The organism is Rhizobium herbae (assembly GCF_017873135.1).
GTDB lineage: Bacteria > Pseudomonadota > Alphaproteobacteria > Rhizobiales > Rhizobiaceae > Pararhizobium > Pararhizobium herbae.
Genome location: NZ_JAGGJV010000005.1, coordinates 411,599 through 431,098 on the forward strand (window position 1 = coordinate 411,599; position 19,500 = coordinate 431,098).

The window sequence follows — 19,500 nt, forward strand, 5'->3', positions numbered from 1 at the left end:
TCTGTGGGCCGTTTATTATTTCGGCAGCAGTTCCGTCACCAAGAAACTGGTCGCGCGATCGGGGAGCGTGCGGTGACCTAGCAGGGCATGCAGGAAGTGGACAGGATCGGTAAAGCCGAGGCTGCTTATAACCTGATCGAAGCCCCGCTTGCGGATAGCGCCAAATAGCACTGATCTGCCTGGCGGCGTGAGGCGGGGCTCGTGGCCACTATCATATTCGAGATACGGCGGACCTTTCGCCTCGTCTCCAGGCTCGACCTGGTCGAGGACTTGTCGCACCGAGTCTCGAATGAATTTCGACCGGGCATAGGTTCCAGCAACAGCATCGATGCGCTTGATGTCGTCGGGCGTGAGCGTGACGTGAAGTCGGATAACGTTGAGCGGTGGTCTTCCCCTGCTCGCGACGATGGCAGAGACGTGGTTAACAAATTTCCCACCGGTCTCGTTGATCGGGCAGGGTGAGGGATGGGCGTTCCTCACGGCGGCCGTCAATCGGCAGTTCAGGTCGTCTTCAGGAGGCAGGCAAACCTATTGGGAAAGCACTGCCTTCGGCTCGATGCGCTTTTCCGGCACGGGAATTTTGTTGAACTGCGGTTCCGCCTCGGCGGAAGCCGCCTCGGTGGTCGTCACGGCAGTTGCGGGCTCGGGCGAAGCGATGGTGCCGGTCGTGACCGTGTCGCTCGGTTCGGCGAACTGCTGGTCGAGAAACAGATAGGCGATCTTGGCGCCTTCGCGGGCTCGGTGTCCGAGTGCCACGAAGGTCTCCGTCCCCTTGACGCAGACATCCGGCTTCTCGACGCAGATGGCGCTGATATAGCCGAAGGCTTCGGTAGCGGCCGACACGGTGTCGCCGACATCGACTTTCGGCCCCTTTTCAAGCGTCGAGCTGCTCGACGGATCGAGAAAAGGCAGGAGCACCAGCACCAGCGAAAACCAGAATGTTCCCTTGATCAGAAACCACATCGTCTTGCCCATCCTTTGGTAAGGCACTCAAACCTGCGTCCGGTCTCTGCCGGGTTCGCTCCCTTGGCGCCTTGTCATCACACCTTAGACAGGGATTCGGAACATGCCTTTGCCAAAACCGCTGGCATTTGCACCGTCTTTTCATAAAATTGGAAATATCGGCATTTGAATGGCATTTATCGCGTATTTTAACGGTCGCCATTAAGGTTCAAGGCAGAGGCCGGCCGGGCAGGGCCGCAAACGCGGGACTCGCGGCTGGGTAGTGTCGCCACAAAGGTTAATATGCGGGCGAAAGCCGCATGAAATCCGCCGATTACACCCCATTAACCACAAAAGACAAAGCCGCGGCGATTTGTTCCGGAATGGGATTTTCCGGCGGTTTCGCGGGATTTGTCGCAATTTGATTTATCCTTTCATTAAGCCGCCAATGCGAAATTCGGATGCATGAAGTGATCGTCCGGGAAGGCCATGTTGGCCCGCGGACGGGAGCCTCCATATAAAGGACGGAACCATGACGGGTTCCGGAAAAAGAACGAGCGTACAGGGTTAGACGTTGAGCGTATTGCGTAACATTGCTGGCAGGATGGCGTCCCGCGTGGACGACGCCGCGCGCCTTTGGCTGCCTCGCCCGGTGGCGGGCGAGCCGAAGGCAGGCCGCGAGTTCGCCGTCGTGCGCGCCGTCGCTGCTGTCGCACTCGTTGCTTTCCCCACGGTTCCTCTCGCCCTTTCCGTTGCTCTGCCGGTTTCGCTGGCGCTGCCGGTCGGTGCCGCGCTCGTTGCCGCGACCGCGCTGATGACGGCGGTCGGCGGCATTGCCTATGCGCGCAACCGCAAGGTGGTTCCTCCTGTCGCGGGGATACAGGTTGCATCCTTCGACAACGGCGCGCGGCACTATGATTGCTTCGCAGGTCTCGTCACCATCCATGACGCCAGGGGCTCGGTCACCGCCGTTCACGGCCGCGATGCGGAATCCTATCTTGCCTGGATGCGCAATCCGGGCGGCCGCGGCTTCATCGAACAGATCCATGTTTCCGATCGCATTCTCTTCCTCCAGGCGATCGACCTTTTGCGGCAGGGCAACCGCCAGGCAACCATCGACATCCGGCTGGAACGGCCGAACGTCTTTGCCGAAGGCGATCAGTTCATCCACATGCGGTGCGAGATGACGGCGCTTGGCGAGATCGACGGAGAGCTCTCCATCCTCGTCCAGTCGAGCGACGTCTCCGAAGAGGCGCGGTTGCGCGCCGAGGCTGTCTACAAGACCCGGCTGGCCGAATCGGCCAACGACGCCAAAACCCGGTTCCTCGCCGCCGTCAGCCACGAGCTGCGCACGCCGCTCAATGCCATTCTCGGTTTCTCCGACATTCTGTCGGGCGAGTATTTCGGCAAGCTCGAAAACGACCGCCAGCGTGAATATGTCTCGTTGATCAACCAGTCGGGCGCTCATCTCCTGTCCGTCGTCAACACCATGCTCGATATGAGCAAGATCGAGGCCGGCCGTTACGAGCTGATACCCGAGCCGTTCCGGGTGGCCGATGTGGTCAATGCCTGCGAGGCGATGCTCGGCCTGCAGGCCCGCGAAAAGGGCGTGCAGCTGACGAGCCGGATCATGCGCAATGTCGGCGAGGTCAATGCCGACCAGCGCGCCATCCAGCAGATCCTGATCAACCTGGTCGGCAATGCCATCAAGTTCACCGACCGCGGCGGCCTTGTGACCATCGATGCGGAAGTGGCAGGCAGCGATCTCAACCTGATCGTCAGCGATACCGGCATCGGCATTCCGGAAAACAGGCTAACGACGCTTGGTCAGCCTTTCGTGCAGATCCAGAACGACTATACCCGCAAATACGAGGGCACGGGGCTCGGCCTGTCGCTGGTCAAGGGGCTGGTGGCGCTGCATGGCGGCCGGTTCGAGATCCGCAGCAGGGCCGGCGAGGGAACCGTCATCACCGTGACGATCCCGCTCGACGGCTCGGGCATCCGCGCTGCCGGCGAGCAGGAATCAGTGGAACAGACAATGGTGGAGTTTCCGCCGCGCCTGAAGGAGCGTACGCGGGAGAAGACGAACGACAAGGCCTTTCCGGAGACGAGCCGGACGGATGCCGATGGAATGAACGGGGGCGCTGGTCATGACGGCTCGCAAGCGAAAACAGCCTGAGAAGAAAAAGAAAGCGCAGCGCGGCCCGGGCCTTGTGACGGTTGGCCTTGCGATGCGCGGCCTGACCTTCGCCGGCCGCCTGGCGTCGCGCAATCCGCGCGCCTTCGGCGGTTCGGTGGCTTTTGCCATCGTCTTCAGCTTCGTCGCGGCCAATGCCATGTGGTATCAGCCGGGCGTGCATCCCTCGCCGTTCCTGCGCACCCGCCTGCCGTTTACCCTTCCGCAATCCACCAAAATCGGCACTGGCGACGAGGCGGACGGCCTTTCGCCGCGCAAGGTGACGACCTTCGTCATCCAGCGCGAGGATGAGGGGACGGAAACGGCGAGCATGGAGCAGCCGAAAGCGGAACCGACGCCGGAGACTGCCCAAAGCACGCCGGTGGCGACGCCCGTGACGGGCTCCGTGCTGGTGACGAATATCCAGAAGGAGCTTTCGCTGCGGGGGCTCTATGATGGTCCCGCCGACGGCAAGACCGGCCCGAAGACATCCGCCGCGATCCTGCGCTTTGAAAAACAGACGGGCCGTCCGGAGACGGGATCGGCGAGCGATACGCTGCTTGCCGCCCTGCAGGAGACCACCCTACAGGAGACCGGCGGGCAGGAAATCAAGGCCCAGCAGGTCAAAGCCAAGTCGCTGGCCGCGGCAAAACCCGCCGAGCGGCCGTATGAAAACGTCAAGGGCGGAAAGGGCGAACTCGACCCGGTGGCCGCCGCGATCCGCAACGCGGAGATCGATCCGCAATATATTCCGAAAGTCGATATTCCCGCCTCCAGCGAACTGGTGATGAACATCCAGAAGGGGCTGAGCAACCTTGCCTATAGCGACGTGTCGGTCGATGGCGTGGCGGGCGAGCAGACCCGATCGGCCATCCGCCATTTCGAAAAGCACTACCGCCTGCCCGAAACCGGCCAGCCGAGCGACAAGGTGCTGAAGAAGATGAAGGAAATCGGCGCGCTCTGAGTTTTTCGCGCCCGTTTTCCTCAACGGCAGCCACGGAGGACTTGGACAAGAGGCATTTGCACCCCGGCCTCGCCCGGTGTATCAGCCGTCCATGCGCCTGAAATCCGAAATTTTCGTTTCCGCTCTCGTGCGCCGGGTCTTTGGCCTTGGCGGTTACGCGGCCGTTCTGCGCAAGGGCGCCGAGCAGGCCGGCGCCATCTTCATTCGCCAGCGGTCGCGTCTCGGCACCGAAACGCTCTATGGGCCGGCGCCGCAGAGTTTCTTCGATGAGGATACGATCCCCGGCCGGCTGTTCGAGATCCGGCTTGAAGGCGTCGAAGGCGAGGCGGTCGATCAGGCGATTGCCCGCGAAATCCGTTTCGATCCGGATTGCTGGGTGGTGGAGATCGAGGTGGATTCGCGCGGCGATCTGTTCGATATCGCCACCGAAAAGGGCAGCTGAGCCTTATACCCAGTCTTAGTGACCGCGGCCGAAAGCCCGTTTCTGCTGGATGTCCTTTGCGCTGCGTGCGGCCTCGGGCCGGGCAGCCGTCTGGCGTGGATCCGCTCCGCGGTCCGGAGCCAGGTAGGATTGGTGTTCAGGCGTGCCGGCCGTTTCTTGCTGTTCCGTGTGCAGCCAGGATTGAACGCGGGCGCGGCTCGTTTCCGGGGTGAGGGAGGCAAGCAGCGCATCGCCGCGCGTGGCGCCGCCCAGGCGTTCCGTCAAATCCGGATAGAGCGCCGAAAGCACGAAAAGGCTGTCGGCCGGCTGCATGTCCAGCGCTGTCAGCGCGATGGCCAGCTGCTGACCGGAGATGTCGAGCAGGATACGCTCGCCGAGTTCGGGGCTGGAGGACAAGGCGGCGGCAAGGCTGGCGGCGAAGAGATTGGCCTCGCCGGAGCGGGCAAAGCGGACCAGCAGGGCTTCATGCAGTGTATTGATGGGCTCGATGATCGGGTCTGCCGGCGGAGCCTGTCTGGTCGTGCGTGCCAGCGCCTTGATATCGCTGCGCAGTTTTTCCTCGCGCAGAAGTTTCGCCGTGGTCATTTCCAGGGCGGTGGCTTCGGGTGGCCGCTGTTCCGCCACGGCAGCGACGGGTCCGGCAGTCTTTGCCGGCGCGACGGCCGTCTGGCGGCGTTCGACAAGCGCGTCGACGATGTGGACGGAGAGATTGTCGCGGCGGGCGATCGCCGTGGCGTGCGCCGGCCCCTGCGCGCGAATGATTTGCAGCAGCGTCGCATCGGTGATCGAGGCCGAGCGGGTGAGGAAAATCGCGGCGATGGAAATCGGCGCGTTGCCGATCTGGAGTGCCACGGATTGCGGAACATGCTGGCACTGGGAGAGGGCGGCTGCGGCCTGGCGCCGGGCTTCATCGCTGGAGGCGGAAAACAGCGGCTCGAACAGTTCGGAAAATTGCTTGAGGTCGGTTCTGCGGGGATGGCGCAGACCTTCGAAACCGGTCACGGTCGCCATCAGGACGACGTCCTTCAACCGCCCTGTCTGCGGCCTTTCCAACTCACGAAACCGGTCCGCCACGGATACACCCACTCGTACGCAAAACGCCACATTCCCGATTTCGGACACCCGGGTTGCGCCGTGCGTCCGAAGAGGCATCGAAATTTCAGGCAAAATCGGCCGGCACATCTTCAAACGTCATTGACGGCGCCACGATCAATGACGCTAAAGCGCTGAAAACATTGGCATCGACGATGGTGATGTCGACCCTGCCGATCATGGCTGAATGATAGGGTGAGAGTACGGCGACATGGTTAACATTCCGTTTACCGTGCGGGACGGGAGCCGTTCCTTTCCGGCAAAAGCCGCCGACATGGAAACGGGCGGCATTGCGCCGCCCGTCGTCAAGCATCCTGAGATGAACCTAGTTGCAGCTCACGTCGTCTGGACGGCAACGGCGACGCAGGTTGGGATCCCGGTTTCCGTCGCGGTTGCGACCCGCGTTCGAACGATCATTGTCACGTCGTTCGATCCGCCTGTTGTCGTTGTTCCGGTCTCGATCGCGATTTGGGCGCTCGATCCGCTGATCATTGCCACGCGTGCGGCGTTCGATGCGTTCACGATCCCTGTCGCGCCGGTTGCTCAGGTCGTTGCGGAACTGCCGATCATTGTCGTCGCGCCGCCGCTCGATGCGCTCCCTGTCCCGGTCACGCCTCGGACGTTCGATGACGATACCGTCATCATTGTTGCGGCGCGGGCGGTCGAAGGTGTTGTAGTCGCGGCGCGGGCGGCGATCAGGTGTAACACGATCCCGGTCGCGGTCGCGGCGATAGTAGTCGCGCTGACCATAGAAGTCGCGGTTGCGATAGTTGCGATCCCAATAGTTTCCAAGTTCGAACGTCACCAGGGGAATGCCGAGCGAACCGTAATAATCCGGCTCCACGTAGACGCGGCGCTGCTGGTACTCCGCCTGGACGTAGCGACCGGCAACCCAGCCGCGGCCGCTGTAGAAGGAAACGTCGCACCAGGGAATGTCGGCAAGGCAACCATGAATCTCGACCGGTGTGCCGACCGGGATGACGGTGACCGCCGGATAGCGCGTGCTTGGGCCTGACCGCATGTTGACATTGGCAGTGGCAAAGCCTTCCGCGGCTTGCGCGGCAACCGGCAGCAGAAACGCCGCGGCTGCGGCGATCGCCATCAAGGCTGATTTCAGTGAATATCGTCGCGGTATCGTCATGAGTTCTTCTTCCCTATCCATCCGGCGCTTCTTGGCGTTCGTGCCTTATCATGCACACACCGTTGTTTTTGTGTCTTTTTTGAGATGGTGCGGCGTTTGAGGCACGGGTGGTTCATATAGAAGAACGCGCGAGCGGCCTTGTTCGTTCCGCATGCGGGCCGACCCGGCATTGCAATAGAAAACCGAGCCAAAAATATGGTTCGTGACGTCGATCCATGGGCGCGCCCGGGGAACCAAAGGCGGGTTGGTGCGTTGAAAGGGCATTGGAAAAAGGAGCCCTGAAGATGGTCGAAAAATTTGCAGCTGTGTCGAATGAAGCCGATGTCGAAGCAAGCACGGCAAGAGTGGATCTCGATAACCAGATCGCCGAACTGCGGGCCGAGATCGCCCGACTGACTGAGTCCGTTTCGGCCATTGGCACAAGTGCCAAGGCAGTCGTGGCGTCCGAAGCCGAAGTGCTCACCGAAAGGCTGCGGGATCGCATTCGCGACGAACCCGTTTCGACATTGCTGGCAATTGCCGGCGTATCCTTCGTGATCGGCCTGCTCGCGCGGCGCTGATCTTGAGACCTGGAGCGTTTGAAGATGAAACGCTCTAGCGCTTGTTCCATTTGGAACTGCGCAGGCGTGGTGCTCATCTATAGTCGTTTTTGCAAGCGGGAGGTTTTGTCCGGTGCTACCGTATCGGGCAAATCAGGTTAAATCAGCAGCAATGGCGATTTCAATCGCCAGGATTGGGGTTTTGACCGTTAAGGAGCTATTAACTATCGTATGGCTCAATCGGGCAGCAGGGCGCAGACCACTCGACGCCCCGGCAGTTCTGGCCAAGAATGGCCTGCTTGCAAGAATGGCATGAGATCTGGGGTGTCCCGGAAGAAGGAGCAAACGAGAAAGGCGCAGATGTTCAGGGCAAAAAACTCTGGAGCGCGCCAGCCCGCAAAACGGGCAGGGTGAAATCAGTACGGTAGTTCATCCGTCTCAACCACGTTTTGGAGACGAGCATGGCAGAGGTTATCAGACTAGAGGACCGTCTTGTGCGGGCACCGCCAAAACCCTCGATGGGGGCCGTTGTGCCGGGCAAAGCCGTGATCCTGTTGTTTACCGGCATCCGCTACGAGCGGCTGGACGGCCATCCGGGCGGCGCGCCGGTCAAACCCGCCGAAGGCAAAGCCAAGAAGCACTGACAGCTTTATCGACCGGGGTTGCGCCGTGGCCTGTCCGGAAGAACGCCTCCACCTGACAAGGCCTTATGGCCGACAAGCAGCGATGATGACGGCAGCCATGCTGTCGCGCGGGAATCACAACGCTTTCGTGTCATTTGGGGTGATCGGGATCACCGGCGGAAGGGTTCGCAGCTCGATTCCGCCAGGAAATTGCGGACGGTCTCTTCAAAACTATCCATCGGTGCCAGCGCGCGCAGGACGGCATAGCCTTCCTCGTCCGGCATTTCCACCAGGATCGACTGGGCAAGGCTCTCGGGCGGCGTCTTTCTGAGGTCGACGAGCTGGATCGGCGTGGCCATGACCAGATCGAGATTGCCGTTCACCGCCGTATGGTCGTTCATGCTGAAAATCTCGTTGGAATTCGCGTCATAGATCGACAGGGACCAGAACGGTATGGCGCCCTTTGCAACGAAGCGCGCGGGACCGGCGGTGACCGAGAAGCCGCAGACGGCGACCCGCAGGTACGGATCGTCATTGGCAAGGCCGGTCGGCCCCGGCTCGCTGGTCAGCGGAAAGAAGCTGTCCATTTCGTACAGGCCCAGCACCCGGCTGTAGGCGTCCTTGCCGGTAAACTGCGGCAAGGCCAGAATGATGACGATGTGCAGCAGAGCCGCGCCGACCAGACCGACGAGGATGGCGAAGAGAACGCTACGCATCCGGGCATTCCGTCTTGACGACCTTCGGCATGGTGAGATCGATGAGGCCGGAGGAACCGGCGGTCGGAGTATCGAGCAGGGTCAGTACCAGCTTGAAGGCGCCGATGCGGCGAAGCGCCAGCCAGTTGTCGGGCTGGGCCACCGGCGAGACATGGATGACGAAGGAACTGTCCGGCTGGCGCAGCACCGTCCAGGCATTGGTCGCTGTCGGCAGTGCCAGGTCGGCCTTCATCGGCTGATCGTTGGCGTTGGTGGCGTAGAGCGTCCAGAAGCGGGCGGGCGGGGTGATGCCGACAATATCGTAAGAGCAGCCGGACGAGAGCTTTTCACCGGCGCTGTCCGTGGCCGCGGTGAACTGCAGCCCTTCCGCCCCACCGTACAGCAGCTTGCCCGCCCGCGCCCGGTGCGCCTTGGCATAGGGATCGGTGTTTTCCGTCTGCGCCTCGGGAAAGGCCACCCACGGACCAAGCGCGATCGCACCGAAGCCGACCGTCGCCTTCAGGGCAGACACGGTCGAGACGATGCCGACGCCGAAGGTGACGAACAGGGCAAGGGCGACGAGGAGGGGGATGCGGAACAAGGGGACTACCGGGGATTTATGGGGATGTGTGGGACAGAGGTGAGTTTCGAGAATGCCGCAGCATACCCCCTCTGTCACTCCGTGACAGAGGGGGTATGCTGGGCGAGGGGCCAGCTATTGCATTCACGCCACGAGGAAACACATCACCGTCCCGCATCCCGGCCTCCCTTGACGATATTACCGGTCGGTTGCGGATCGATTTCGGCCACTTTGCCAGGTGGCTCGGCCGGGACTTTCAGCGGTGGCGCGGTATCGAACTTTTCGCCGATCGACTTCAACAGCCGGGTGACATCGGAAGACAGCGAGCGGGGGCGGATGAGCGGCGGCAGGGCGTTTTCGTCGCCGGGCTTGGCGGCGGCGGTCTCGGCCTCCTTCTTCTTCGCGTCAGGGCCGGGAAGCGGGTTTTCGATGCCCGGGATGGCCCGGTGCTCGATGCCCTGTTCGGCATAGTCCATCAGGCGCTTGAAGGTCATCGCCGGTAGCGAGCCGCCGGTCATGTTGTTGGTCGAGGTATAGTCGTCGTTTCCGAACCAGACGGCGGTGGTGTAATCGCCGGTATAGCCGATGAACCAGGCGTCGCGATAGGCCTGCGTCGTGCCGGTCTTGCCGCCGACGACGATGCCGTTGTCGAGCGCGGCCTTGCGCGCGGTGCCGATGATCGGGATCTGGGTCAGCATGTAGTTCATCTTGGCATTGGCCTGCTCGCTGACGACACGCTTGGCCGGTGGTTCGTCGCGATTGAAATCATAGAGGATATCGCCGTCGTAATTGAGGATCTGGCTGATGCCGTGGCGGCGCGATTGCAGGCCGCCGGCGGGGAAGACCGCGTAGGCCGTCGCCTGATCGAGAACGGTGACTTCCGAGGTGCCGAGCGGCATGGTCTTGTCGGTACGAACAGGGGTTTCGACGCCCATCTTCTTCGCAGTCTCGGCGATGATCTCGGTGCCGAGTTCGTCCTTGGCGAGGCGGACGGGGACGGTGTTGATCGACTTGGCAATCGCGGTCAGCAGCGTGACGCGGCCGGAATAGCTGCGGCCGTAATTCTGCGGCGACCAGCCGCGCCAGGTGACCGGCGCGTCGCTGATGGTCGATTCCGGCTTGAAGCCTTTTTCCATCGCCGCCGTATAGGTGTAGATCTTGAAGGAGGAGCCCGGCTGGCGCAGCGCCTTGGTGGCGCGGTTGAACTGGCTTTCGCCGTAATCCCTGCCGCCGACCATGGCGCGCACGGCGCCGCCGTTCTCGACCATCACCATGGCGCCCTGCTTGACGTGATAGCTCTCGCCATATTGCCTAAGGCTGGATTCGACGGATTCCTCCGCCGCCTGCTGAAGCCCCATGTCGATGGTGGTGCGAACGACCAGCGAATGCTGGGCAAAGGGCGTGGCGATGCGCCTGGTTTCGTCGAAGGCCCAATCGAGGAAGAAATCCGGGGCGCTGACTTCGGCGCGATCGATCACCTTCGCCGGGTTGAGCCGGGCGGCGATCACCTGGCCCTCGGTCATCAGCCCGCCCTGGACGAGATTGGTCAGCACCTCGTTGGCGCGGGCGCGGGCGGCCGGCAGGTTGACATGCGGCGCGTAGCGGGCAGGAGCCTTGAACAGGCCGGCCAGCATGGCGCTTTCGGCAAGGTTGATGTCGGTGATGTTCTTGCCGAAATAGAACTGCGAGGCGGCTGCTGCCCCGAACGTACCGCCGCCCATATAGGCGCGGTCGAGGTAAAGGCGCAGGATTTCCTTCTTCGACAGGTTGCTTTCCAGCCAGACGGCAAGGAAGGCTTCCTTGATCTTGCGCTCGATGGTGCGTTCGTTCGACAGGAATAGGTTTTTCGCCAACTGCTGGGTCAGCGTCGAGCCGCCCTGGACGACGCCGCCGGCGCGGGCATTGATGGTCATGGCGCGGAAAAGGCCGAGGAAATCGATGCCGTAGTGATCGAAGAAACGGCGGTCTTCGGTCGCCAGAACCGCCTTGATCAGCGTGTCCGGCAGTTCGTCGATCGGCACCGAATCTTCGTGGATGATGCCGCGATGGCCGATCTCGTTGCCGTAGCGATCAAGGAACGTCACGGCAAAATCGCTCTGCGCCCGCCAGTTGCCCTTGGTTTCTTCAAAGGCCGGAAGCGCCAGCGCCAGCATCAGCACGGAACCGGCTGTGCCCCAGGTCATGCATTCGCCAAGCACCTCGAACAGCGCCTTCTTCCAGCCGCGCATCCGGAAGCGGCGGAAGAAGATGGTGATGTCCTCCCACCAGACGCCGAGGCGGAAGCCGGCGTTCCAGACGGTCGAATCGATGAAGGAATCGATGCGCAGCAGGATATGGCGCTTGCGCGGACGATCATCCTGCGGGACGGCGTTATCCTCTCTTAGGCTGTCGTCTTGGCTTGGGTCCTGCAACTTTGTCGTGTCCTGCTGGCTTCACGTCCCGGCCAATACTTGCATGGGCCGGGTTTCTATTCTACGCCGATATCGGTAATGAGCCTTAAAAATCCGGCAATCTTTTGTAAAATTGTCGCCAAAATCCAACGGATGGAAGAAAAAAGCGCATGGGCGAACAGCCCTTCTGGAAGACGAAATCGCTGACCGAGATGACCAACGCCGAGTGGGAAAGCCTCTGCGACGGCTGTGGGCTCTGTTGTCTCAACAAGCTGGAAGACTGGGACACGGGCGAGATCGCCTGGACCAGCGTCGGTTGCACGTTGCTGGACGGCGAGACCTGCCGGTGCAAGGACTATCCGAACCGGCAGGCAACGGTGCCGGACTGCATCCAGCTGACGCCGCACGAGGTGGAGACGCTGACCTGGCTGCCGCCGACCTGCGGCTACCGGCTGGTGCGCGACGGGCTCGATCTCTACTGGTGGCATCCGCTGGTGTCCGGCGATCCGGAAACGGTACACCAGGCGGGCATTTCCGTGCGCGGCCGCACGGTGTCGGAGGACACGATCGATGTCGAGGATCTGGAGGATTATCTGGTGACATGGCCGCTGACCGTAGGAGAACGCGGCGAGCGGTAAGTGTGATCTCTGTGCCGTGAGCGCGGAGAAACCGTTTGGCTCCTTTGTCTTCGGCCCTATAGTCTCGGGCATGGTCGAGCCCGTGTCCTTTTTCCCCGTCAATCTGCTGCCGTTCATCCTGACGGTGCTTGTGATCGAGATCACCCCGGGTCCGAACATGACATGGCTTGCGGTCATTTCGGCGCTGGACGGGCGCCGGGCAGGGTTTGCCGCCGTCGCCGGCATCGCGCTGGGGCTTTCCGTCATCGGCGTGGCCGGCGCTCTCGGGGCTGCGGCTCTCATCCAGTCCTCACCCGCGCTGTATGAAACCCTGCGATGGGCAGGGGTCGCCTTTCTGTTTTATCTCGCCGCGGAAGGGTGGTTTTCCGCGGGCCGGCCGCAGGAGACGCAGACGGGCAGCTATCGCGGCTATTTCCTGCGCGGGCTATTGACGAACCTGCTCAATCCCAAGGCTCTTTTGTTCTATATCGCCGTGCTGCCATCCTTCGTGGCGCCGGCACAACCGGTCATGCATCAGACTTTGACATTGACCGCAGTCTATGTCGCGGTGGCCACCCTCATTCATGCGCTGATTGCCCTGACCGCGGCGCGTCTTGAGCCGGTGCTCAACGACCCGCGCCGCGAACGCCTGGCGCGGCGGGGCTTGTCGGCTCTTCTGGCAGTGGTTGCCGTATGGTTTGCGCTGACGACGGCGCAGTAGCGGCGATGATTGATTTCGCGGCATTCGATCAGGCGGCGGAGGTTTTCGCAGCATTCGTCAGGGGTTTCGGCGCGACGTTGCGCCAGGCGGTTTCCATCACGTGGTCGATGATATCCTCGTCGGCATCGGCGAAATAGACAGATGTCCAGCCCTTGAGGCCCCAGCCGCCGGGAACGGCGGCGCAGACGCCGGGCTCGGTTTCGAGGAACAGCCTCTGCTGGTCGGGCGTGAACTTGACAACGGCGCGGCCGGCTTCCGGAAGGGACATGAAGATGCGGTTGCCGACGCGAAAATCGCGCTTGCCGAAATGGGCGCTTTCAACCGCACCTGGCAGGCTCATTGCCCGCCTTTCCAAGTCTTCGGTTCTCATGGGGTAAAGTGTAGCATGCATCCGCCAATGCGCAAATTTGAGAAAATTATCCTACTAGGAAAATAATCCTTGACGCCGTGACGGTGGTTTGATAGGGTTATGGCACAGTCGGAAAACTGGGTGAGGCGGGATGCTTCGCCTCTCTTGCGGTTTGAGCATTTCGGCGGGCGCAGGCCCTCATCCGGCCCTACGAGCCACCTTCTCCCCGGGGGGAGAAGAGAGAGCAAGCCGCTTTGCTCGGTTTCAGGTCCGGCTGCTGATTTCAAAGGACATTGTGATGACGTCTGATCTGGATTTCGATCCGGAGCTCTTTGGCCTATGGCCGAAGGCGCCGGTCTATGACGGGCGGCTGTCGGGCGAGGCGGATGCCGCGCTTCAGGATATTGCCCGGCGGGTGATCCTCGAGACCAAGGCGGTTTCGCCGCTGGACGATCTGCAGGACATGTTGAACGGCATGACGCGGGAATTGCGCGAGCAGATGGACCAGTTCCGGCTGCTCAGGCGCGTGGCCGGCGAGAAGGCGGAGGCTTCGGGCGAGGAGATCGACCGCAAGGCAATCCAGGCGGATGCGAAAGCCAGCATCGAGGCGATGTCGGTGATCGTGCGGACGCTGGAGAAGATCGACAGCCTGCAGAGGACGATTGCGCATGACCGGCAGGCACAGGCAGAAGCCACCTTCGACGAGGACAGCTATAAGGCCTTCGTTGCCGAAATCGATCAGCGTGTCGAGCAGCGCGCCAAGGAACTCGCTGCCCGACATATCGCCGATGGCGATGGCAACGGCGAGCCCGGCGGTGCCGGTGGCGACCATGCGCCGGGAGCTCCGCGTGGATCGCCGGAAAATCAAGGCCGAACTGCGCCACTTGGAAAAGAGGACACTCAAACATGAGGCCCGGATAGGACGGTTCAACACAATCCGCGCCAAAATTGCGAAGGCAACAAATGCTGTAGTGGCGCAGATCGATGGCACCCATCCTACTACACCCGGGCTGCCGTTGTCCCTCTCGCAAACCGGAGATTCCGACGAAGTGGCCGGAATGCAGGAAACACAAATGCTGCTCGAAGATCAAGCGGCACAGGTTCATACGGCAATGCCGGATGAACGGCCCGGAGAAACCGGGCAGAACCTGGATGTCCACGGCGGTGAAGATGGCCCGATCCAGGGCGATTTGATTGCGGGTGAGCGTGATCATCTTCGGTATTGTTGCAACGCAGCCTTTTATTCTCGGGACTGGAACCAAATCGGTCGCGACGAGCAAAAACCACCCGAAGGCGACTGGCGGGTTTGGTTGCTGATGGGCGGGCGCGGGTCCGGCAAGACGCGGGCGGGCGCCGAATGGGTGCATGGGCTGGCGTCGGGCAAGGACGCAAGGCCCGGCTTGCGGATCGCGCTGGTGGCAGAGACGCTGGGCGATGCGCGCGAGGTGATGATCGACGGGGTTTCCGGCATCTGCCGGATCGCCCGGCAGGCGCGGCCGGATTTCGAGGCGTCACGCCGGCGTCTGGTCTGGCCGAACGGCACGGTGGCGCAGATCTTTTCCTCGGAGGATCCCGAAAGCCTGCGCGGACCGCAATTCGACTATGCCTGGTGCGACGAGCTGGGCAAATGGAAACACGGGCAGGAGACGTGGGACATGCTGCAGTTTGCCCTGCGGCTCGGCGACGATCCGCGGGCACTGGTAACGACGACACCGCGGCCGGTGCCGGTACTGAAGGCGCTGATCGCCGATCCCGGCACGCGGACGCTACGGATCCGGACAGCGGACAATATTGCAAATCTGGCACCAGGGTTTCTTTCGGCGATGGCCGGCCGTTACGGCGGCACGCGGCTCGGGCGGCAGGAACTCGACGGCGAGATGATCGAGGACCGCGAGGATGCGCTCTGGTCGCGTGCCTGCATCGAGGCGCTGAAGCTGCGCGACGCCGGGCCGCTCGGCCGGATCGTCGTGGCAGTCGATCCGCCCGCCGGCGGGGGCCGAGAATCCTGTTGTGGTATCATTGTGGCCGGCCTCGACCGGGCGGGACGCGGCGTGGTTCTGGCCGATTGTTCGGTGGAGGGCGCGAGCCCGGCCGGATGGGCAAACGCTGTCGTTCGCGCCTTCAGGCGGTTTAATGCCGACCGGATCGTCGCCGAGGTCAACCAGGGCGGCGACATGGTGTCTGCCGTGCTGCGCGGCATCGATGCGCAGCTGCCGGTGACGGCGGTGAGGGCTTCACGCGGAAAATGGCTGCGGGCGGAACCGGTGGCGGCACTCTACGAGCAGGGGCGGGTGGTGCATGCGGGATCGTTTCCGGCGCTCGAAGACCAGATGTGCGAAAGTATCGCCATCCCTAAAAGCGCAACCTTCCCAGAGCGTTACGTTTTGCAATGAGTTTCCAGAAAAGCATGAACATGCCCGGAACATTGCGCCCGACTGTAAAACCATAACCGCGAACGAAAGCGAGGCGGCGCTTCCCACTCCGGTTGAGATTGCCGGTAGATGGCTTGCCCGCAATCGTGATGCCGTTTCGGGTCCGCTGCTGCCGTTCCTTCGTCGCCGTTTCGACCTGACCAGCCTACAGGCGATCGAGGCGGCCAAGCGGGCGCATCAGATCGAGTACGGCGGTGCGTGATGGCCGAGCAGGCTCGCGGGAAAAACGGAATTCAAAAGCACGACATAGCAATCGCGCAAAAAGCGTTGAATATAGCCGCTGGCCTCTCCAGCGCGGACAAGGCGGTCGCATCTGCGATTTTGGATCACTACAACAGAGCCACCGGACAATGTGATCCGAGCCTTGGTCGTCTCGCGACCCTACTCGGCTTTGATGAGAAAACGGTACGGCGTGCGACCGAGTTTTTGTGCAGTGAGAAGTGGCAGCTTTTCAAAAAAGATAGCCACGGTGGCCGTTCGTTCCGTGCCAGTTACAGCCCTCAGTGGGCCAAATTTCGTGCGATCGTAGCGGATTGGGATCAACGAATGCGGTCGATCTGCGAGCCTCAAATGAAACGGAGGGCGCGGACAAAATTGTCCGCAGACCCTGGGCGAAAATGTCCAGACACCCAGGACAAAAATGTCCAGCAAACCAATCTTAGTAACCCATCTTATAAACCCATCTCTCTCAACGAGACGCCAGAGCAAGGCACGGACGATCAAGAAGCCCAAGGCGTGGGGACGCTTTTTAATGGGCTTTTGAAAGGGAAGGATGAGAGGGCAGTTAATCGAAACTTCCTATCGAAGGAGAGGGGCGAAACCGCAGGTTGTTCGCACCGCGAGGCGGGCTTGGCGAATGCTTCTGACCGTGTGAATGATTGGATCAATCGTCTGGATGACAACGGGGCGTCAACATGGGCATGGCTCGCTGATGCCGATGGTGTGTTGGATGCGGCCATCCAGGCGGAGATGCGAAAGCGCGGGGCAGGCTCGCAGTTCATCCTCAGCGCTATGCGCAGCTATCGCTTAAACCATTCAGCGGAGCGCGGCCATGTCCACTGACAGACCGGCAGGAGTGGCATCGAATAGTTGCGATCGCCTGGGGCGGAAATGTTTCTTACGGACGAGGGCGAATTATCATCCCCGCAGCGAAAAGGAGAGAACTGCTAGGAGGCCGCATGCAGTTTTGCCTGCCCGCGATGCTGCGGGTCCTTCTGGCGAAATCGCATCCCACGAGGCAGTTCGTACCCTGGTGCTTTCGACTGTGTAGGTCTGCGGACCACTTGCTGTTTGGGTTATTGTTGTTGTTCCTCAATGTGTCGCGGTGACAGGCGGTTCTCGCTAAACGAAGTCTGACCGAAACGGAGAATGCTGAGATGACGCCGTTAGAAAACTGGGAAGAGCTGAAGGCGATGGCGAAACAGGACAGGCAGCGTGAGCGGGAAAGCATCGCAGCGCGCCTTGAGGCGGGCGAGGAAATCGATCTGCTGGAAGCGATATCGTATTTCGAGATCCGCCGAAAGGATGGTCTCTGGCCGCTTGCCGACCTTCGCGCCGTGGGCAGGATAGGCGACGAGGCCGAACCTCCAACCGAGATACCCGGTTCGGCCTGGCTGCACCTTCGCTGGTCGGTCGAGAACGGTGATTTTGTTGTCGTCACGACAACGGGCAAGAAGATTTTCGACCTCCGCTTTTGCGCACGGGAGCTGGGTATCGTTGCGCCTCGGGAGGCGGATGGCGCCGGTAACTCCGGCGCCGATCAGGAAGCCGCGCCGGCGCCAGCCGAGCGCGTTGTCACCGCTTCGGAAGAACCGTCTGTCGTGTTGCAGCGCATTGTCAAAACAAAGCGGCCTGAAGGCAGCCACTGGGAGATCGACGCGTATAAAACCGAATTTGCGAAGGCCGGAATAACGGTCATTCGGGGGAAGCACGACCGTCTCTCCGGTGTCAAAATCTGCGATGATGGGCGAATTGAACGTGCCGGCGGATCGATCTATTTGACCAACGCGCTGTTGGTGACACGCTTCGCGCTGGCGAAGTCCGATGGGTTCCTCTCGAATTGCCGCTCAAAGCGCGATGTCGCTCGCGCGCTCTATCGATGGCTTGATGTCGATCATCCGAACATCCTCGGCGTTCGGGTTGAAACACCCGACGATCTGAAAACGATCGACGGTCTCGCCGATCTCTTGCGGCGCCATTTTAGGGATTTTCTGGCCCAGGTGTCCGGCGGCGGATCGGCCGGCTAACGCCTGTCGAGACCGACCGCCGAACTACCAATTTCACTACCGATTTCATTTTCTGCATCGAAATCGGTACTCGCACCGTGGCAAGCCTTTCTCATCACCGAACCGGAAGGAAGGCCGCAGAGATGACCAATTTGAAAGCAACCGATCACCCCGCCGACGATGGCCGCAGTCCGCTGCTGGCGACCGACGCAACCAACCCCGCTGAGGCACGCTGGAAAGCGGAATGGGAGGGCTCGGCGAATCTGCAGGAAGAGTATCCGACCGCCGGCGGTTACGTCGCCACCATGAAACGCCAGGCCATAAATGTGGGAATTGCTGCCGTACACGCTGGCCGCGCCACCGCGACGCCCGTCAAGGCTTCCCCGGAGACCGAAGCGCGCTGGAAGGCAGATTGGGAAGCCTCGGCGAAGCTGCAGGCAGAATACCCGACTGTGGGTTCCTACGTCGCCATCATGAAGCGCCAGGCCCGCTGAGGCCGCTCCCCAGAAAGGAAGCGAAATCACATGACCAACTCGAAAACCAATGCTGAAACCATTCTCGACACTGTGCGCCGTGCGCTGGCAAAAGCTGTCACGGCCGATGCTATTCTCGCGGCCGGCGAACCGATCCCGGATCTCATCATCGAGATCGAGACCGCACGCGATGCCCTCGATGACGATATCGCGGCGGAAGCGGAGTCCATCGACCGTTCCCGCAGCAACAAGCTTCGCGCGGAGCGTTCTGCCCTCGGCGACCTGTTGAGCGACGCCGAGTATTTGGAACGCCGCATCGACGAAAAGCACAAGGGCGTGCTGAAGGCGGAGACGGACGCCGCGATGCGTGCCAAGCAGACCTCCGCCCTGAAAAAGCAGGCCCAGGCGCAGGCCGCGCTTGCCGCGCTTGCCGAACCCTTGAGGGCTGTTGTCTCCGGCGTCACGGATTACCAGTGCCTCGCCGCCGAGATCGATGGCCTGAACAACGAGTTGCGGGGCTCCGACCGTCACGAACTCTGCGTCCGTCCGCCGCTCCATGCTGTTGCGAAACCCAACGAGGCCCTGGGGGAGATCTTCGATTTCGTCCGTGTCGGCAAGTTCAACTCCCGGCACGGCGAGCCGAACCTCATTGACATTGCCGATCGCCTGAAAACCCTCAAGGCAGGAAAGTGAGGCCCAGCATGAGCAGACGTTTCGGCCAGAGCAGGAATTTGACGCCCGACTCGTTGTTCGGAAAAGGCCTGACGGCCTGGTTCCAGGAATGGGATGCAAGCGAGGAATTGCGCTTCCAGTTTCCGGGCTGGGGTGACTACGCCTACCCTCGCTTGCGCGCGCACTGGGATGCATCGCCAAATGTCCAGCGCCACTTTGATGGCGACCGGTGGGCTTTCCTTACTGCCGCTAAGGCGGACGCCAGCGCATCGCTGACGGTGGCTATGAAAAAATCTGACATCGATGCCCGCGAGGCGATGGAACAGTCCCGTGCCGACGTGAAACGCGGCGGCATTGGCCAGTACGCCCGCAACCTTTTCGGCCGGGACTGAGCAAACTCTAGAAGTCTACCAGCGCGCCTTTACTG

General features: G+C 61.6%; 23 protein-coding genes. 14 read left to right on the plus strand and 9 right to left on the minus strand.

The genetic code is table 11. From position 1 onward, the window contains the following. Positions 1-15: 15 nt before the first annotated feature. Together J2Z75_RS16105 and J2Z75_RS16110 are read right to left on the minus strand one after the other, a co-directional pair. Positions 16-492 carry a ribbon-helix-helix domain-containing protein gene (locus J2Z75_RS16105; RefSeq protein ID WP_209853767.1) on the minus strand — a complete coding sequence of 159 codons (477 nt, stop codon included), beginning with the start codon at positions 490-492 and terminating at the stop codon, positions 16-18. Between the two features lie 36 nt (positions 493-528). Next, on the minus strand, positions 529-963 hold the full coding sequence (locus tag J2Z75_RS16110) for a DUF5330 domain-containing protein (protein ID WP_209853768.1): 435 nt from the start codon (positions 961-963) through the stop codon (positions 529-531). 583 nt (positions 964-1,546) lie between these two features. Here J2Z75_RS16110 and J2Z75_RS16115 point away from each other — a divergent pair. The 3 genes from J2Z75_RS16115 to J2Z75_RS16125 all read left to right on the plus strand — a co-directional run bounded on the left by J2Z75_RS16115 (position 1,547) and on the right by J2Z75_RS16125 (position 4,524). Further along, entirely contained in the window at positions 1,547-3,121 is a 1,575-nt protein-coding gene (locus J2Z75_RS16115) for a sensor histidine kinase (RefSeq protein ID WP_209853891.1), read from the plus strand. Further along, positions 3,093-4,082, plus strand: a complete 990-nt coding sequence (locus J2Z75_RS16120) for a peptidoglycan-binding domain-containing protein (protein ID WP_209853769.1) — start codon at positions 3,093-3,095, stop codon at positions 4,080-4,082. Before J2Z75_RS16115 ends, J2Z75_RS16120 begins: the two co-directional genes overlap by 29 nt. Before the next feature lie 91 nt (positions 4,083-4,173). Next, entirely contained in the window at positions 4,174-4,524 is a 351-nt protein-coding gene (locus tag J2Z75_RS16125; RefSeq protein WP_209853770.1) for a DUF1491 family protein, read from the plus strand. A 15-nt stretch (positions 4,525-4,539) separates the two neighbouring features. Here the strand turns inward: J2Z75_RS16125 and J2Z75_RS16130 are convergent, their stop codons facing one another. The 3 genes from J2Z75_RS16130 to J2Z75_RS16140 are packed head-to-tail and all read right to left on the minus strand — an operon-like array spanning position 4,540 to position 6,757. Further along, complete coding sequence (locus tag J2Z75_RS16130) at positions 4,540-5,676, minus strand: DUF2336 domain-containing protein (RefSeq protein WP_209853771.1); 1,137 nt, start codon at positions 5,674-5,676, stop codon at positions 4,540-4,542. A gap of 7 nt (positions 5,677-5,683) precedes the next feature. Further along, entirely contained in the window at positions 5,684-5,929 is a 246-nt protein-coding gene (locus J2Z75_RS16135; protein ID WP_209853772.1) for a hypothetical protein, read from the minus strand. 12 nt (positions 5,930-5,941) lie between these two features. After that, the gene (locus J2Z75_RS16140; protein WP_209853773.1) at positions 5,942-6,757 is read right to left on the minus strand and encodes an SH3 domain-containing protein; all 816 of its coding nucleotides are present in this window, start codon (positions 6,755-6,757) and stop codon (positions 5,942-5,944) included. Positions 6,758-7,041: 284 nt separating this feature from the next. On the opposite strand from J2Z75_RS16140, the gene J2Z75_RS16145 reads away from it, so the two are divergent. Together J2Z75_RS16145 and J2Z75_RS16150 are read left to right on the plus strand one after the other, a co-directional pair. Further along, positions 7,042-7,317 carry a hypothetical protein gene (locus tag J2Z75_RS16145; RefSeq protein ID WP_209853774.1) on the plus strand — a complete coding sequence of 92 codons (276 nt, stop codon included), beginning with the start codon at positions 7,042-7,044 and terminating at the stop codon, positions 7,315-7,317. A gap of 440 nt (positions 7,318-7,757) precedes the next feature. Then, a complete protein-coding gene (locus tag J2Z75_RS16150; RefSeq protein WP_209853775.1) occupies positions 7,758-7,940 on the plus strand; it encodes a hypothetical protein in 183 nt (60 codons plus the stop codon). Positions 7,941-8,089: 149 nt separating this feature from the next. Here J2Z75_RS16150 and J2Z75_RS16155 read toward each other — a convergent pair whose 3' ends face one another. From J2Z75_RS16155 to J2Z75_RS16165, 3 genes are all read right to left on the minus strand, one after another. Then, on the minus strand, positions 8,090-8,635 hold the full coding sequence (locus J2Z75_RS16155; protein WP_209853776.1) for a DUF1254 domain-containing protein: 546 nt from the start codon (positions 8,633-8,635) through the stop codon (positions 8,090-8,092). Next, positions 8,628-9,215: a DUF1214 domain-containing protein gene (locus tag J2Z75_RS16160; RefSeq protein WP_209853777.1), complete on the minus strand. Its 588-nt coding sequence runs from the start codon at positions 9,213-9,215 to the stop codon at positions 8,628-8,630. Before J2Z75_RS16160 ends, J2Z75_RS16155 begins: the two co-directional genes overlap by 8 nt. Positions 9,216-9,358: 143 nt before the next feature. Beyond that, the gene (locus tag J2Z75_RS16165) at positions 9,359-11,605 is read right to left on the minus strand and encodes a transglycosylase domain-containing protein (RefSeq protein WP_209853778.1); all 2,247 of its coding nucleotides are present in this window, start codon (positions 11,603-11,605) and stop codon (positions 9,359-9,361) included. 149 nt (positions 11,606-11,754) lie between these two features. Here J2Z75_RS16165 and J2Z75_RS16170 point away from each other — a divergent pair, with 149 nt between their 5' ends. Continuing rightward, positions 11,755-12,222, plus strand: coding sequence for a YcgN family cysteine cluster protein (locus tag J2Z75_RS16170; RefSeq protein ID WP_209853779.1), 468 nt, complete (start codon positions 11,755-11,757; stop codon positions 12,220-12,222). 82 nt (positions 12,223-12,304) lie between these two features. Then, the gene (locus tag J2Z75_RS16175) at positions 12,305-12,922 is read left to right on the plus strand and encodes a LysE family translocator (protein WP_327791261.1); all 618 of its coding nucleotides are present in this window, start codon (positions 12,305-12,307) and stop codon (positions 12,920-12,922) included. 28 nt (positions 12,923-12,950) lie between these two features. On the opposite strand, the gene J2Z75_RS16180 is transcribed toward J2Z75_RS16175, so the two are convergent. Next, complete coding sequence (locus J2Z75_RS16180) at positions 12,951-13,292, minus strand: MmcQ/YjbR family DNA-binding protein (RefSeq protein WP_209853780.1); 342 nt, start codon at positions 13,290-13,292, stop codon at positions 12,951-12,953. Between the two features lie 277 nt (positions 13,293-13,569). Here J2Z75_RS16180 and J2Z75_RS16185 point away from each other — a divergent pair, with 277 nt between their 5' ends. The 7 genes from J2Z75_RS16185 (at position 13,570) to J2Z75_RS16215 (ending at position 19,465) form a co-directional block, all read left to right on the plus strand. Continuing rightward, complete coding sequence (locus J2Z75_RS16185; protein ID WP_209853781.1) at positions 13,570-14,181, plus strand: hypothetical protein; 612 nt, start codon at positions 13,570-13,572, stop codon at positions 14,179-14,181. A 163-nt stretch (positions 14,182-14,344) separates the two neighbouring features. Then, on the plus strand, positions 14,345-15,664 hold the full coding sequence (locus J2Z75_RS16190) for a DNA-packaging protein (RefSeq protein WP_234937370.1): 1,320 nt from the start codon (positions 14,345-14,347) through the stop codon (positions 15,662-15,664). 240 nt (positions 15,665-15,904) lie between these two features. Further along, positions 15,905-16,765, plus strand: coding sequence for a helix-turn-helix domain-containing protein (locus J2Z75_RS16195; RefSeq protein WP_209853782.1), 861 nt, complete (start codon positions 15,905-15,907; stop codon positions 16,763-16,765). A 314-nt stretch (positions 16,766-17,079) separates the two neighbouring features. After that, positions 17,080-17,949, plus strand: coding sequence for a hypothetical protein (locus tag J2Z75_RS16200; RefSeq protein WP_209853783.1), 870 nt, complete (start codon positions 17,080-17,082; stop codon positions 17,947-17,949). A 122-nt stretch (positions 17,950-18,071) separates the two neighbouring features. Next, on the plus strand, positions 18,072-18,422 hold the full coding sequence (locus J2Z75_RS16205) for a hypothetical protein (RefSeq protein WP_209853784.1): 351 nt from the start codon (positions 18,072-18,074) through the stop codon (positions 18,420-18,422). A gap of 30 nt (positions 18,423-18,452) precedes the next feature. Next, complete coding sequence (locus J2Z75_RS16210; protein ID WP_209853785.1) at positions 18,453-19,094, plus strand: hypothetical protein; 642 nt, start codon at positions 18,453-18,455, stop codon at positions 19,092-19,094. 8 nt (positions 19,095-19,102) lie between these two features. After that, the gene (locus J2Z75_RS16215; RefSeq protein WP_209853786.1) at positions 19,103-19,465 is read left to right on the plus strand and encodes a hypothetical protein; all 363 of its coding nucleotides are present in this window, start codon (positions 19,103-19,105) and stop codon (positions 19,463-19,465) included. The last annotated feature ends 35 nt before the right edge of the window (positions 19,466-19,500 follow it).

What these genes read in the sequence shown, in the direction of transcription:
- J2Z75_RS16125 (WP_209853770.1), top strand. Translation starts at nt 4,174, where the DNA reads ATGCGCCTGAAATCCGAAATTTTCGTTTCCGCTCTCGTGCGCCGGGTC.
- J2Z75_RS16150 (WP_209853775.1), top strand. Translation starts at nt 7,758, where the DNA reads ATGGCAGAGGTTATCAGACTAGAGGACCGTCTTGTGCGGGCACCGCCA.
- J2Z75_RS16190 (WP_234937370.1), top strand. Translation starts at nt 14,345, where the DNA reads ATGCTGCTCGAAGATCAAGCGGCACAGGTTCATACGGCAATGCCGGAT.
- J2Z75_RS16110 (WP_209853768.1), bottom strand. Translation starts at nt 963, where the DNA reads ATGTGGTTTCTGATCAAGGGAACATTCTGGTTTTCGCTGGTGCTGGTG.
- J2Z75_RS16130 (WP_209853771.1), bottom strand. Translation starts at nt 5,676, where the DNA reads ATGCCTCTTCGGACGCACGGCGCAACCCGGGTGTCCGAAATCGGGAAT.
- J2Z75_RS16180 (WP_209853780.1), bottom strand. Translation starts at nt 13,292, where the DNA reads ATGAGAACCGAAGACTTGGAAAGGCGGGCAATGAGCCTGCCAGGTGCG.
- J2Z75_RS16205 (WP_209853784.1), top strand. Translation starts at nt 18,072, where the DNA reads ATGACCAATTTGAAAGCAACCGATCACCCCGCCGACGATGGCCGCAGT.
- J2Z75_RS16135 (WP_209853772.1), bottom strand. Translation starts at nt 5,929, where the DNA reads ATGCTTGACGACGGGCGGCGCAATGCCGCCCGTTTCCATGTCGGCGGC.
- J2Z75_RS16120 (WP_209853769.1), top strand. Translation starts at nt 3,093, where the DNA reads ATGACGGCTCGCAAGCGAAAACAGCCTGAGAAGAAAAAGAAAGCGCAG.
- J2Z75_RS16115 (WP_209853891.1), top strand. Translation starts at nt 1,547, where the DNA reads ATGGCGTCCCGCGTGGACGACGCCGCGCGCCTTTGGCTGCCTCGCCCG.
- J2Z75_RS16140 (WP_209853773.1), bottom strand. Translation starts at nt 6,757, where the DNA reads ATGACGATACCGCGACGATATTCACTGAAATCAGCCTTGATGGCGATC.
- J2Z75_RS16185 (WP_209853781.1), top strand. Translation starts at nt 13,570, where the DNA reads ATGACGTCTGATCTGGATTTCGATCCGGAGCTCTTTGGCCTATGGCCG.
- J2Z75_RS16200 (WP_209853783.1), top strand. Translation starts at nt 17,080, where the DNA reads ATGACGCCGTTAGAAAACTGGGAAGAGCTGAAGGCGATGGCGAAACAG.
- J2Z75_RS16145 (WP_209853774.1), top strand. Translation starts at nt 7,042, where the DNA reads ATGGTCGAAAAATTTGCAGCTGTGTCGAATGAAGCCGATGTCGAAGCA.
- J2Z75_RS16195 (WP_209853782.1), top strand. Translation starts at nt 15,905, where the DNA reads ATGGCCGAGCAGGCTCGCGGGAAAAACGGAATTCAAAAGCACGACATA.
- J2Z75_RS16215 (WP_209853786.1), top strand. Translation starts at nt 19,103, where the DNA reads ATGAGCAGACGTTTCGGCCAGAGCAGGAATTTGACGCCCGACTCGTTG.
- J2Z75_RS16170 (WP_209853779.1), top strand. Translation starts at nt 11,755, where the DNA reads ATGGGCGAACAGCCCTTCTGGAAGACGAAATCGCTGACCGAGATGACC.
- J2Z75_RS16155 (WP_209853776.1), bottom strand. Translation starts at nt 8,635, where the DNA reads ATGCGTAGCGTTCTCTTCGCCATCCTCGTCGGTCTGGTCGGCGCGGCT.
- J2Z75_RS16210 (WP_209853785.1), top strand. Translation starts at nt 18,453, where the DNA reads ATGACCAACTCGAAAACCAATGCTGAAACCATTCTCGACACTGTGCGC.